Genomic DNA, 13,243 nt, shown 5'->3' with positions numbered 1-13,243 from the left:
CCCTGGGGCGCCAATCATAACAGACGGTTGCGGCCGCGACAGCCGACCGTCCAGGGACGCAAGCCGCCATGCAAGTGAAACACCTGCTGCTGATCGCCACCCTCGCCTTCGTCACCGCTTGCTCTTCCAAGGGTGACAAGGTGGATGAGAACCTGAGCGAAAGCCAGCTGTACCAGCAGGCACAGGAAGACCTCGGCAACAAGAGCTATACCAATGCCGTCGCCAAGCTGAAGGCGCTGGAGTCGCGCTATCCGTTCGGCCGTTACGCCGAGCAGGCCCAGTTGGAACTGATCTACGCCAACTACAAGAACATGGAGCCCGAAGCCGCCCGTGCCTCTGCCGAGCGCTTCATCCGCCTGCACCCGCAGCACCCGAACGTCGACTACGCCTACTACCTGAAGGGCCTGGCCTCCTTCGACCAGGACCGCGGCCTGCTGGCTCGCTTCCTGCCGCTGGACATGACCAAGCGTGACCCGGGCGCCGCCCGCGACTCCTTCAACGAGTTCGCCCAACTGGTCAGCCGCTACCCGAACAGCCGCTACGCCCCGGACGCCAAGGCGCGCATGATCTACCTGCGCAACCTGCTGGCGGCTTATGAAGTACACGTCGGCCACTACTACCTGAAGCGCCAGGCCTACGTCGCCGCCGCCAACCGCGGCCGCTATGTGGTCGAGAACTTCCAGGAAACCCCGGCCGTCGGCGATGGCCTGGCGATCATGGTCGAGGCCTATCAGCGTCTGGGCCTGAACGACCTGGCCGATTCCAGCCTGGAAACCCTGAAGGCGAACTACCCGGACAACCCCAGCCTCAAGGATGGCCAGTTCGTTCCGCGTGAAGACGAAGCCGACAACCGCTCCTGGCTGGCCAAGGCCACCCTGGGCCTGATCGAAACCAACGATGCCCCGCCGCACATGGAAACCCAGGCATCCAAGGACGTGATCAGGCAGTACGAAGATGCCGAGCAGCAGATCCCGGCGGAACTCAAGCCCGAGAACCAGAGCGACGTGCAGGAAGAACAGCACGAGGCCGAAGGCAACGCCGGCAGCAGCGACCGCTCCTGGTTCAGCTACATGACCTTCGGCGTCTTCGACTGATACCGACGGGTTCGACGAAACCGGTTCGACAAAAAAAGGGAGGCTTCGGCCTCCCTTTTTCATACGGGAAGGCCATAGGCGCAATTTGTCGCGCACGCACAGGTTCACTGTGCGGCACCGCGCAGCTTGGATAAACTGCCGCTCTTTGAGTACAAGGGATTGCCATGACCCGTCTGCTGTTCTGGATCGCCCTCTTCATTCTGGCCTGGTGGTTGTGGCGCAAGGCTACCCGCCCGGCACGCACGTCGAAAAAGCCCAGGGGCGACGATCAGGCCGTACCGATGGTCCGTTGCAGCCAATGCGGAGTGCACTTGCCGCAGAGCCATGCCCTGCAGGACGAGCGCCACTGGTACTGCAGCCGCGCGCACCTCGAACAGGATCGCGCCGACCGTGATCGCTGAAGGCATCTCCCTCACGGGCCAGGGCCTGCGGGTCCTGCGCCTGTACCACCTGTATCGCCTGACCATCGGACTGGTGCTGGTGCTGCTGATCTCCAGCAGCCTCGACGATGATCTCCTCAAGCTGGCCCACCCCGAACTGTTCCACATCGGCTGCTGGGTCTACCTGGTCATCAACATCCTGATCGCGGTGCTGATGCCCACCCCGCGCCATCTGCTGCCGCTGTTCATCCTGGCGGCGCTGGACGTCATCCTGCTCAGCGCCCTCTTCTATACCGCTGGCGGCATTCCCAGCGGGATCGGCAACCTGATGGTGGTCGCGGTGGCGATCGCCAATATCCTGTTGCGCGGCCGCATCGGCCTGCTGATTGCCGCCATCGCGGCCATCGGCCTGATCTACCTGACCTTCTACCTGAGCCTCAGCCAACCCACGGCTATGAACCACTACGTGCAGGCCGGCGGCCTCGGCGCGCTGAGCTTCGCCTCGGCCCTGCTGATCCAGGCCCTGGCCCGGCGCCAGCAGATCGTCGAAAGCATCGCCGAGCAGCGCGCCACCACGGTAGCCAACCTCGAAGAGCTCAACGCACTGATCCTGCAGCGCATGCGCACCGGCATCTTGGTGCTGGGCGACCGCCACCGGGTACTGCTGGCCAACCAGAGCGCCACCACCCTACTGGGCGGTCATGACCTGCCCGGCCATTCGCTGGCCGAGTACAGCCCGCAATTGGTCTCCAGCCTGCAGCAGTGGCAGCAGAATCCCGCCCTGCGCCCACCCAGCCTGCAGCCCGTGGAGTCAGGCCTTACGGTTCAGCCAAGCTTCATCCCACTGCGCCGGGGCAACGAACAGCACATCCTGATGTTCCTCGAGGACATCTCGCAGATCGCCCAGCAGGCGCAGCAGCTCAAGCTCGCCGCCCTTGGCCGCCTGACCGCTGGTATCGCCCACGAAATCCGCAACCCGCTGGGGGCGATCAGCCATGCGGCGCAACTGTTGCTGGAGTCGGAGGAACTGGACAAGCCCGACCGGCGCCTGACGCAGATCATCCAGGACCAGTCGCGGCGCATGAACCTGGTCATCGAGAACGTCCTCCAATTATCCCGTCGGCGCCAGGCCGAGCCCCAATTACTCGACCTGAAGTACTGGCTGCACCGCTATGCAGGCGAAATGCGCGAGAGTCTGCGCGAGGGCCAGCAGATCCACGTAGAAACCGGCCAGGGAACCGTGCAGACCCGCATGGACCCGCATCAGTTGACGCAGGTACTGACCAACCTCGTGCAGAATGGGTTACGGTACAGCACCCAGAAGAACGGCACGGGCCAGGTCTGGCTACGACTGTTCCGCGACAGCGAGACCGACCTGCCGGTGCTGGAAGTGCTCGATGACGGGCCCGGCATCACTGCCGAACAGCGGGGCAAACTGTTCGAACCGTTCTTCACCACTGAAAGCAAGGGCACGGGCCTGGGCTTGTACATCTCCCGCGAGCTGTGCGAAAGCAACCAGGCTCGTCTGGATTACAAGACGCGCGACGAAGGCGGCAGCTGCTTCCGCATCACCTTCGCCCACCCGCGCAAACAAAGCTAAGAAGACGCAAAGAGCATGAGCCGTCAAAAAGCCCTGATCGTCGATGACGAACCCGATATCCGTGAACTGCTGGAAATCACCCTCGGCCGCATGAAGCTGGATACCCGCAGCGCCCGCAACGTCAAGGAAGCCCGCGAATTCCTGGCCCGCGAGCCCTTCGACTTCTGCCTCACGGACATGCGCCTGCCCGATGGCACCGGCCTCGACCTGGTGCAGTACATCCAACAGCGCCATCCACAGATGCCGGTGGCCATGATTACCGCCTTCGGCAGCTTGGACACCGCGGTTCAGGCGCTCAAGGCTGGAGCCTTCGACTTCCTGACCAAACCGGTGGACCTCGCCCGCCTGCGCGAGCTGGTGAACTCCGCCCTGCGCCTGCGCTCCCCGGAAGCCGAAGAGGCGCCGGTGGACAACCGCCTGCTCGGCGACTCGCCCCCCATGCGCACCCTGCGCAACCAGGTGGCCAAGCTCGCCCGCAGCCAGGCGCCGGTATACATCAGTGGTGAATCCGGTAGCGGCAAGGAACTGGTCGCCCGACTGATCCACGAACAGGGCCCGCGCGAGACGCAGACCTTCGTCCCGGTCAACTGCGGCGCCATTCCTTCCGAGTTGATGGAAAGCGAGTTCTTCGGCCACAAGAAAGGCAGCTTCACCGGCGCCGTGGAAGACAAGCTCGGTCTGTTCCAGGCGGCCAACGGCGGCACGCTGTTCCTCGACGAAGTCGCCGACCTGCCACTGCCCATGCAGGTCAAGCTGCTGCGTGTCATCCAGGAAAAGGCCGTACGCGCCGTAGGCGGTCAGCAGGAAGTCGCCGTGGACGTGCGCGTGCTCTGCGCGACCCACAAGGATCTCGCCGCCGAAGTCGCCGCCGGCCGCTTCCGCCAGGATCTCTACTACCGCCTGAACGTCATCGAACTGCGGGTTCCGCCGCTGCGGGAACGCCGCGAAGATATTCCACTGCTGACCGACCGCGTGCTCAAGCGCCTGGCAGGGGACAATGGCCTGGCGGCAGCCGCCCTGAGCAGCGAGGCGCTGGAGAGACTCAAGAGCTACCGTTTCCCCGGCAACGTGCGGGAACTGGAGAACATGCTCGAGCGCGCCTACACGCTCTGCGAGAACGACGTCATCCAGCCCCACGACCTGCGGCTTGCCGAGGCCAGCGGCCCGGACAGCAGTGGCGAAGCCAACCTCGCGCAGATCGACAACCTCGAGGACTATCTCGAGGACCTGGAGCGCAAGCTGATCATGCAGGCTCTGGAAGAAACCCGCTGGAACCGCACCGCGGCAGCACAGCGCCTGGGCCTGACCTTCCGCTCCATGCGCTACCGGCTGAAGAAGCTGGGGATCGACTGATCCCCGTTGCGACTCAGACGATGGGCGTCGCGACCAGACGCCCTTGCGGCGCATACGGGGCCGCCTCGATGATCGGCTGACGCTTGAGCATCAAGTCCGCCAGCAACTGGCAGGACGCCGGCGCCAACACCAGCCCGTTGCGGTAGTGCCCGGTGTTCAGCCACAGCCCCCGATGGCCGGGCACCTCGCCAATGAAGGGAATACCTTGCGGCGAGCCGGGTCGCAGCCCTGCCCAATGGTTCACTGGCTCCATGCCCGCCAGCGCGGGAATCAATTCCTCCGCCGAGGCCCGCAGGCTGCTAAGCGCCTCGTTCGACGGCGTCTTGTCGAAACCGGCGTGCTCCAGCGTGCTGCCTATCAGGATGTGCCCATCGCGGCGCGGGATCGCGTAGCGCCCTTTCGCCAGCACCATGCTGGAAAGAAAGTCCGGAGCGCAGCGGTAAAGGATCATCTGTCCTTTCACCGGCTCAACCGGCAACTCCAACCCCAGCGTCGCCAGCAACCGACCGCTCCAGGCGCCAGCCGCCAGCACCACCGAATCGGCAGTGAAATCGCCCTGGGTGGTACGCACACCCTTCACGCATTCGTCGTCCTGCAGGAAGCCGGTCACCTCGACCTGCTCGTGCACCCTCACATTCGGCAGCCGCACCAATGCCTCGCGTAGCGACTTGGCCAGGCGCGGGTTGCGCACATTGGCCACACCCGACATGTACACGGCGCGCTCGAAGCCCGGCCCCAGGACCGGCACGGCCTCATGCACGGCGCCCATGGCCACTTCCGAGAGCGGGCGACCGTGGGCCCCAGCCCAGGCCAGGGCCTCGGCCTGGTCATCCAGGTCCAGCCAGTAAAGCCCGGTGACGTACACTTCCGGATCGAGGCCGGTGTCGGCCAGCAAGCGATCACCCAGTTGCGGATAGAAGTCCTGCGACCAGTGGGCCAGGTTGGCAACCGCCGCGCTATAACGCCACGGATAGAGCGGGGAGACGATACCGCCTCCGGCCCAGGACGCCTCGCGCCCGGTCTCGCCGCGCTCCAGCAGCACCACCTCGGCGCCCGCCTGCCCCAAAGTCCAGGCAGTCAGCATCCCGACTACCCCACCGCCCACCACGATCAAGTCCGGCATACCACGCCCCACATCACAGGAAAATCAACGGCCCATTGCCGGCTGCACACTATACCGGGCACGAGCCGACGACGGAGCAAGACAGAAGTCGCTGCGGCATCGGACCGCTCCTACAACCTCCATCCAACTCGACGGCGGGCGAATCGTGACAGGCGGCCAATACTTTCCCCGCCATGAACTGTTCAGGAGCAGGCCGTGCCCAGAGATCCAGGATTCACCCTCGTCGAACTACTCTTCGCCCTCGGGATCCTCGCCATTGCGCTGTCGATCGCAGCTCCTTCATTCACCGAACTGCTCAGCAACCAGCGCGCACGCACGGCCACACACGAATTACGCCAAGCCCTCGACTTCGCGCGGGAAAGCGCCGTGCACAGCGGACAACCGATCAGCATGACGGCGACCGATTCCGACTGGGCCAAGGGCTGGGAGATTTTCGTCGATACCGTCAATCGCGGTACGCGTGACCCGCAACAGTCTCCCCTCGCCGTGCACGACCCGCTGAGCTCCATTAGCATCCGTACCGACAGCACTTCACGCCGCTACATCCACTTCACCTCACGCGGCAACACCATCCAACCTAACGGCGCTTTTCATTCGGGGACGCTGACTGTCTGTGGCGAAGCCGGCACCAGCTATCGCGTGGTGGTCAACAAGGCGGGACGCATTCGCAGTGAGTCTGGGACTACTGAGTCCTACTGCCCGAACTAGACCCAGTCACACTCCTACTGCGAAGAGGTTCACAGCTGTCGACGGCACATGACCGAACATCGCGCGATCCGTATCGGTCATCATTCAAAAAGGGACATTTCCTACACTAATTGACAGCATTGCTCACAATAGAACGTGAGGACATGCGCACATGTCGCGCCACAAGAGTAAATCTGGATTCAGCTTGATCGAACTGCTGGTGGTCATAACGATCATTGCCATTCTTGCAAGCATTGGTGTACCAAGTTTTCGCACGCTGATACTCGACAATAGGCTCACTAGTACGACCAATGCGCTGCTGGGCGCGCTCCAGCTTGCGCGCAGCGAAGCGGTGATGCAGCGCACCGACATCAGTGTCTGTGGCTCCAATTCCGATGCGAGTGCGTGCTCGGCAGACACAAACTGGAGCCAGGGCGCCTTGGTCAAGCGCGGCGCTACCATTGTCAAAGTCATCCCGCCGGTCAGCACTGCGGTGACCATAACCGGCTCCGCCCCCCAGATTACCTACTCCGCGGATGGCACCACGACTGCTGCCACTATCGCCATCGCCGACTCGCGCCCTGCTTCGCGCCAGATTTCTATCAACGCCATCGGCCAAGCCTGCAGCGGGGGCGCATGCCCATGAAGAACAACCACAAGGAGCAAGGCTTCACTCTTATTGAAGTGCTGATTGCCTTGGTTGTACTGGCAGTCGGGCTGTTGGGCATGGCCACACTAATGACCACCAGCGTGCAATCCAGTCAGGGGGCCTATCGTCGGAGCCAAGCCAGCCTCATGGTTTACGATTTGGTGGAGCGCATGCGCGTCAACCACAGCCAAGCCATCAGCAGTAACGATTACACGCTGGCCAGTGGCGCCGCCGACAGCACGGCGCCTTCCTGCAACACTGCAGGTTGCACCCCCCAGCAACAGGCTCAGATGGACCTCTTCCAGTGGCGCGGCGCCCTGAAGACAGCACTGCCCGACGCCACCGCTACCGTGGGACGAGTAGCTCCCAACAAGTACACGATTACTGTCAACTGGTCCGAATCAGGCTCTAACGTCACAAACTCGTCCAGCCAGACCATCACTCCGTCATTCAGCCTGAGGATCGACCTGTGAAGCGACAATCCGGTCTTTCTCTCATTGAGCTGATGGTAGCGATAACGATCAGCTCGATCCTGTTACTCGGCGTGTTGCAGCTGTTCAGCGACACCAGTCAAACCGACAAGACCAACAGCGCACTGGCACAAGTGCAGGAAAGCGGACGCATCGCGCTTGAAGTGATTGGCGCCGATGCCCGCCGCACTGGGTATCAGGGATGCAGCTCGCCCTCCAACACCCTGACCGTCGGCAGCCTGACCTTTCCTTCTGCGGCTCTGGCCAAAGCGACCAATGGCATCACTTTCCGCTATGCCACTGCGAGTGATACCGGCACTACTTTCGGCGGCAACAAAACGTGCAGCGATGCCACGCTCTATCTGTACAACGTGACCTACTCCACCTGCGCAGCCAATGGCGTTTCGCGTATCTGCAAATCGCTCAACGGCGGCAATGCCACGCCAATCCTCGCTAACGCAGCCATCACCGCCGTGCAGGTAGGCGTAGAGGATGCCGGCCTGTTGAGCTGGAAGGACAGCAGCGCGGCAACTCAGGCGCAACTCAATTCCGCCAAGGCGGTACGACTGACGCTGACCATCAGTGATGGTCGCAATGAAGTTTCGCGCACGTTCACCGGCACCTTTGAATTCAGGAATCGCCTCTGATGAACTCTCGGACCTCGCAAAGTGGCGTAGCTCTGCTCGTCAGCCTGGTGCTCCTGCTTCTGCTCACCATCATTGCAATTGCTGCGGCCTCGCGCTCGACGCTGCAGGAGCGGATGGCAGCCAACAGCCAACAGCAAAACGTCGCCTTCCAGGCATCAGAAAGCGGAATTCAGGGCTGGATCGACAATTATCTGAGCAGCCCTCGAATCCAATCGATCACCGTGACCCCGGGCTCTAGCACTGACTGGGCCGGAAATGTCAAGTACAGCGCAACGGCCGCCGTGCCGGGGACCTGCGTCTCCGTGGTCCCGGCTTACTCACTCAATGGCGCCGACGGCAGCGCTTCGTTCCAGTACGCCTGCTTCAACATCGAGAGCACGGGTAAGTCCTGTGCCGACACCGCCTGTACCGACGCCAACAACCCTGCGCGCGCCAAGCACCTGCAGGGCTACTTGGTACGTTACTGAACAACAACCAGGACTCACCATGTACAAGAAAAACCATCTCCGCCCACTCCTGGTTTCCTCGTTGCTGTTCGGCACGCTGTTCCAGGGCGGCGCCAGCTACGCCGACGACACCGAGATTTTCTTCGGTGGCTCTGCCATCGACCAGGGCATTCGCCCGAATGTCCTGTTCATCCTCGACGACTCTGGCTCCATGGCCTACTGCCTGGATCGTGACAGCTCCCGTTGTAACGGCGGCCCGACCCGTATGCCGACGATGAAGGACACCTTCGCAACACTGCTCAACGGCACCACCGGGGTCAATGTGGGGGTCATGGACCTGAACCAGACCTCGAACAACTCGCGAATCCTCTCGCCAGTGCAATACATCGAGCAATCAATCAACACCAAGATGCCGACCCCGTCGCTGGCCAGCGGCACCGACGACGTGACACGGCAAACCACCGGCACGACGGCTAACCAGTTGAGCGATGACTCTCTCGTCATGGGCTACGTCCGCAACTCCGCCCCCAACACGTCCAGCATCACCCGCTCGCTCAGCGTCGATTCGACCTATTCGAACAACAACTCGTCCTACTACCTCCAGGGTAATTACACTTGTTCGGTAAAGGCAGCTGCTTCAAGCAGCGTTTGCTCAGGTCCCACTACTACGCTGAACGCACAAAGTGGTTCGGGGAAACTGCGCTATGACGGGCTGTTTCTATTCCGCAACCTGAACATCCCCGCTGGCGTCACCATTACCGATGCCAAACTCTATGTCACCACCACCACCGATACAGCGAGCAGGACCTTCAATATTTCGGCAGTCAATGCCAAGACTCCCGGAGCGTTCAACGACAGCACCCTGATCGATTCCAGTCTGTTTACCGCTGCGATCTCCAAAAACAGCGTCAAAGTCGGCACAACACTCGATCACTCCCTTGATGTCACCGACTTGCTGAGGTCGCTAAAGGACGGAGCTCCGGCGAATAATCCGGTCTCCGACGTGGCGCTACGGCTGCGCTCGACCAACAACAACAACTTCACTTACAACGTCGGCGACACCAACAGCTCGCCCAAACTGGTCGTGACCTACTCCGGCAGCGAAGACAACAGCCGTACCACCGGCCTGCGTTTCCAGACCGTCGCCATTCCCCAGGGTGCAAACATCACCTCGGCGCGCATCGACTTCGTACCGGCAGGCTCCGACGACCGCTCGGTGACCTTCGACGTTACCGCCCAGAACGCAAGCAACGCCGCGACCTTTACCGCCACGGAAGACTTCACCGCACGCACAAAAACCACTGCCGCATCCTGGGCAGCGCCGGAATGGCGCACGCAAAACCCACCACTCTATGTGCAGGGTCCCGACGTAAGAGCGCAAGTCCAGGCAGTCGTCAGTAACTCTGCCTGGTGCGGCAACAACGCCATGGCCTTCTTCCTGACTCCGACCTCCGGCAATGGCAGTCGCGTGGCCTATTCCTACGATGACGGCAGCAGTCTGCAACCAGTACTCAAGATCACCTACACCGGCGGCGACACCGGCTGCCTGAACCCTATTCTCGACGTGTCCATGCTCGACGCCAAGGATGACGGCCGTCAGTACTACCTACCAACGACCAGTTGGTTCGGCTCGGACAATCCCAACAAAGTCAGCATTACGGAAACGTCAGTACCGCTGGAGACCACGGCCAACCGCGTGAGCTACAGCATCATTGGTGCGCGCTTCCAGAAAGTCCCGGTCAGGGCAGGCGCCACGGTCATGGAAGCGGGAATTACCGTGACCCCCAACTCAGCCTCGGGCACTACCGGCACGGTCAACGTGAGCTTCGAACTCAGTGCCAACTCCGCAGCTTTCAGCGCCGCTGACAACAACCTGGGGGCCCGCAGAAAAACCACTGGTACCAGTTGTACCTTCACCAGTGCGGGCTCCGGCATCCCAGTCACCTGCAAGGTTGCCGGACTGGCAACCAATCTGCAGAGCATTTTTGCCACCGCCAACAACTGGGCCGATGGCAACGCCTTAAGCGTCTTCCTGACCCAGCCCAGCACAAGCAATCTTACCCTGCGCACCTATGAGAACAGTCCGGCCGATGCCATCAAACTGAACCTCAAACTGCAGACCGGCGGCCTGGGCAGCAACAGCTATACCATCCGCAACTACACCAACGATCTGGTGCAGAACATGACCGCCGATGGTGGCACTCCGCTGGTACCTGCGCTTTACGAGGCGGCAGGGTATCTCACCCAACTGCCCAACAAGCACAACAACAACTTTACCAGCCCCATTTCCAGCGCCTGCCAGTCAACTTTCATGGTGCTGTTGACGGACGGTCAGGCCAACGGCAATACCACCACCGCCACTCGCGGAATCGCGGGCATGACCGGCACCTCGTGCGGCAACTCGAACGACGATGAGCTGTGTGGACGCGAACTCACGCACTGGCTGGCCAACACCGACCAGACCGACTTCGATGGCACCAACTACGTCACCACCCACACTATCGGCTTCGCCTTGCAGGCCAACCAGCAAGCGCAGACCTTCCTCGACGACCTTGCACGTAACGGTGGGGGCAAGAGCTACACAGCCAACAACGCCAGCGACCTGGCAAAAGCCTTCAACGCGATTCTCCAGGAGGCACTGGCAACCAACACCACGTTCGTCAACTCCAGCGCTCCGGTGAACAGCTTCAACCGCCAGGACAACAAGGATCAACTGTACTTTGCCCTGTTCCGTCCATCAGCGACCGACCGCTGGCCCGGCAATCTGAAGCGTTATCGCCTGAGTACCGCGAACGGCGTTGCAACCATCGTCGACGCCGACGGCGCTGCCGCCATCGATCCGAATACTGGCTTCTTCAGGGATAACTCCCAAAGCTACTGGCCTGACGCCCAAGCCGGGCGAGACGGCAATGACATCGCCAAAGGTGGCGCGGCACACCAACTGCTCCTCCCAGCAAACCGCAAGCTGTTCACCTATTACGGCGCTGTGCCCAGCGGTGGTGTGAACCTGAACGCCGATGCGTACAAACTGCTGACCAGCAACACCAATCTCACCGCCACCATGTTCGAGGTTGGCAACACGACCCTGAAAGATCAGGCCATCAACTATATTCGCGGCCTGGACAGCAACGGCACGACACCTCGTTACGCCCTGGGCGACATGATCCACTCTACGCCGCGCCTCTTCACATACGGCTGCAAGGGGTACAACAGTGCCGGCCAGTGCCTGACCACGTCGGGTGACGACAATGCCGATCAGTTCGCGATTGTTGGTTCCAACGAAGGCTTCGTGCAGCTCTTCGATACATCGAGCGGCGTGGAACAGTTCGGCTTCATGCCCGAAGCACTGCTGCCTAACGTCGATCTGTTACGCGCGGATGATCGCTCCACCTCGCAAAAACCACGTCGCTATGGCATGGATAACAGCGTGACGGTGTGGGTCAATGATGCAAACAATAACGGCGTTATCTATGGCGATCCGACCACACGCGCTACTACCGGTCTGAACGACGACGAGTTCGTTTATGCCTATGCATCCATGGGCCGCGGTGGTCGGAACATCTATGCGCTGAACATCACCGACAAGGCGAACCCCAAGCTCCTGTGGCAGATCAACGGCGGTTCGGGCAGCTTCACCAAGCTGGGCCAGACCTGGTCTGCACCGGTAAAAACCCGCATCAACGTCGGAGGGACACTGACCGACGTGCTGATCTTTGCCGGTGGCTATGACCCGAACCAAGACACGCTGAACAATGGAGACAGCGTCTATACCGCCGACACCCAGGGTAATGCGATCTATATCGTCAACGCCCGTACAGGCGCGCTGCTTTGGTCGGCCAGCAACTCCACCGGACATACAGTCAACCTTACGAAGATGCGCTACAGCATGCCCAGTTCGGTGCGCGTTATCGACATCCAGAAAGACTCCAGCGGAGCGTTGGTCAGTGATTCGGAGCACCTGGCCGACCAGTTCTTCGTGGGAGATATGGGCGGTCAGGTATGGCGCTTCTACATCAATAATGGCGAAAGTGGCGCCAGCCTGATCACCCCCGCAGGCACCTCCAACGATGGTGTGTTTGCCAGCATTGGTGGCACCTCCGCTGCTGCGGCACGACGCTTCTATCAGGAGCCGGACGTTGCCCTGCTCAACGTAAATGGCACCCCGGCCCTGAGCGTCAATATCGGCAGTGGCTACCGTGGACACCCCCTGAACCAGGTGATTCAGGATCGCTTCTATGCGTTCCGCAGCCCTGTACTGGTCAAGCCTGCCACGGGCACCAGCGAAGGCACCCTGGCCGAAGGCGGCCTGTACAACGCCACCGAGAACCTGGTGCAAGGCACGGACGCTACTGCCAAGCAGGCAGCAGCCGACGCCTTCGCTTCCACCTCTGGGGGCTGGTACATCGCGCTGAAAGCCAGTGGCGAGAAAGTCTTGTCACGCGCCCTCACCGCGGGCGGACAGCTGTACTTCAACACCTATGAACCCAGCTCGTCGAATGTTCTCTGCAAGGCATCGGTCGGTCGCAACCGCGCTTATGCCGTGCGATTACTGGATGCCACGCCAGTGTCGGTACCGGTTGGCGGCAGCGGCACTTATGCTGATCGATATACCAACAGTAACAGCGAAGGCATTTCGGGCGATCCGCAGCTCTATTGCACCGGCAACGATTGTTACGTCCTCCCGGACCCATCCATTGCGCCCATCAAGGTCCCGACGCCGCCATTGGGCAAGACCTACTGGATGGACACCAACAATCCTTGATGCATGGCGGACGAGAGCGCCCGCCATTGAAG

Annotated in this window: 11 protein-coding genes; 10 read left to right on the top strand and 1 reads right to left on the bottom strand. The window is 61.5% G+C overall.

Going from position 1 to position 13,243, the window contains the following annotated elements:
* Positions 1-68: 68 nt before the first annotated feature.
* The 4 genes from CTR55_RS19840 to CTR55_RS19825 all read left to right on the top strand — a co-directional run bounded on the left by CTR55_RS19840 (position 69) and on the right by CTR55_RS19825 (position 4,427).
* Entirely contained in the window at positions 69-1,094 is a 1,026-nt protein-coding gene (locus tag CTR55_RS19840; RefSeq protein ID WP_296288657.1) for an outer membrane protein assembly factor BamD, read from the top strand.
* A gap of 164 nt (positions 1,095-1,258) precedes the next feature.
* A complete protein-coding gene (locus tag CTR55_RS19835; protein WP_296288655.1) occupies positions 1,259-1,495 on the top strand; it encodes a PP0621 family protein in 237 nt (78 codons plus the stop codon).
* Positions 1,485-3,074, top strand: a complete 1,590-nt coding sequence (locus tag CTR55_RS19830; protein ID WP_296288654.1) for an ATP-binding protein — start codon at positions 1,485-1,487, stop codon at positions 3,072-3,074. The genes CTR55_RS19835 and CTR55_RS19830 overlap by 11 nt, the downstream gene beginning before the upstream one ends.
* Before the next feature lie 15 nt (positions 3,075-3,089).
* A complete protein-coding gene (locus CTR55_RS19825) occupies positions 3,090-4,427 on the top strand; it encodes a sigma-54 dependent transcriptional regulator (RefSeq protein WP_296288652.1) in 1,338 nt (445 codons plus the stop codon).
* A 13-nt stretch (positions 4,428-4,440) separates the two neighbouring features.
* Here CTR55_RS19825 and thiO read toward each other — a convergent pair whose 3' ends face one another.
* Positions 4,441-5,550, bottom strand: coding sequence for a glycine oxidase ThiO (thiO, locus tag CTR55_RS19820; RefSeq protein WP_296288650.1), 1,110 nt, complete (start codon positions 5,548-5,550; stop codon positions 4,441-4,443).
* A 195-nt stretch (positions 5,551-5,745) separates the two neighbouring features.
* Between thiO and CTR55_RS19815 the strand changes: the two genes are divergently transcribed.
* From CTR55_RS19815 to CTR55_RS19790, 6 genes are all read left to right on the top strand, one after another.
* Positions 5,746-6,258 (top strand): GspH/FimT family pseudopilin, encoded by a 513-nt coding sequence (locus tag CTR55_RS19815; protein WP_296288648.1) that lies wholly within the window; start codon positions 5,746-5,748, stop codon positions 6,256-6,258.
* Positions 6,259-6,409: 151 nt separating this feature from the next.
* A complete protein-coding gene (locus CTR55_RS19810) occupies positions 6,410-6,883 on the top strand; it encodes a GspH/FimT family pseudopilin (protein WP_296288646.1) in 474 nt (157 codons plus the stop codon).
* Complete coding sequence (pilV, locus tag CTR55_RS19805; RefSeq protein WP_296288645.1) at positions 6,880-7,359, top strand: type IV pilus modification protein PilV; 480 nt, start codon at positions 6,880-6,882, stop codon at positions 7,357-7,359. Before CTR55_RS19810 ends, pilV begins: the two co-directional genes overlap by 4 nt.
* Positions 7,356-8,003: a prepilin-type N-terminal cleavage/methylation domain-containing protein gene (locus CTR55_RS19800; RefSeq protein WP_296288643.1), complete on the top strand. Its 648-nt coding sequence runs from the start codon at positions 7,356-7,358 to the stop codon at positions 8,001-8,003. The genes pilV and CTR55_RS19800 overlap by 4 nt, the downstream gene beginning before the upstream one ends.
* Positions 8,003-8,470: a pilus assembly PilX N-terminal domain-containing protein gene (locus CTR55_RS19795; protein WP_296288641.1), complete on the top strand. Its 468-nt coding sequence runs from the start codon at positions 8,003-8,005 to the stop codon at positions 8,468-8,470. The genes CTR55_RS19800 and CTR55_RS19795 overlap by 1 nt, the downstream gene beginning before the upstream one ends.
* Before the next feature lie 19 nt (positions 8,471-8,489).
* Positions 8,490-13,211: a PilC/PilY family type IV pilus protein gene (locus CTR55_RS19790; RefSeq protein WP_296288639.1), complete on the top strand. Its 4,722-nt coding sequence runs from the start codon at positions 8,490-8,492 to the stop codon at positions 13,209-13,211.
* The last annotated feature ends 32 nt before the right edge of the window (positions 13,212-13,243 follow it).

This window comes from Pseudomonas sp. (genome assembly GCF_002796985.1).
GTDB lineage: Bacteria > Pseudomonadota > Gammaproteobacteria > Pseudomonadales > Pseudomonadaceae > Pseudomonas.
The sequence above is the reverse complement of the archived record's forward strand: the minus strand, read 5'-3'. Positions and strand labels throughout refer to the sequence as shown.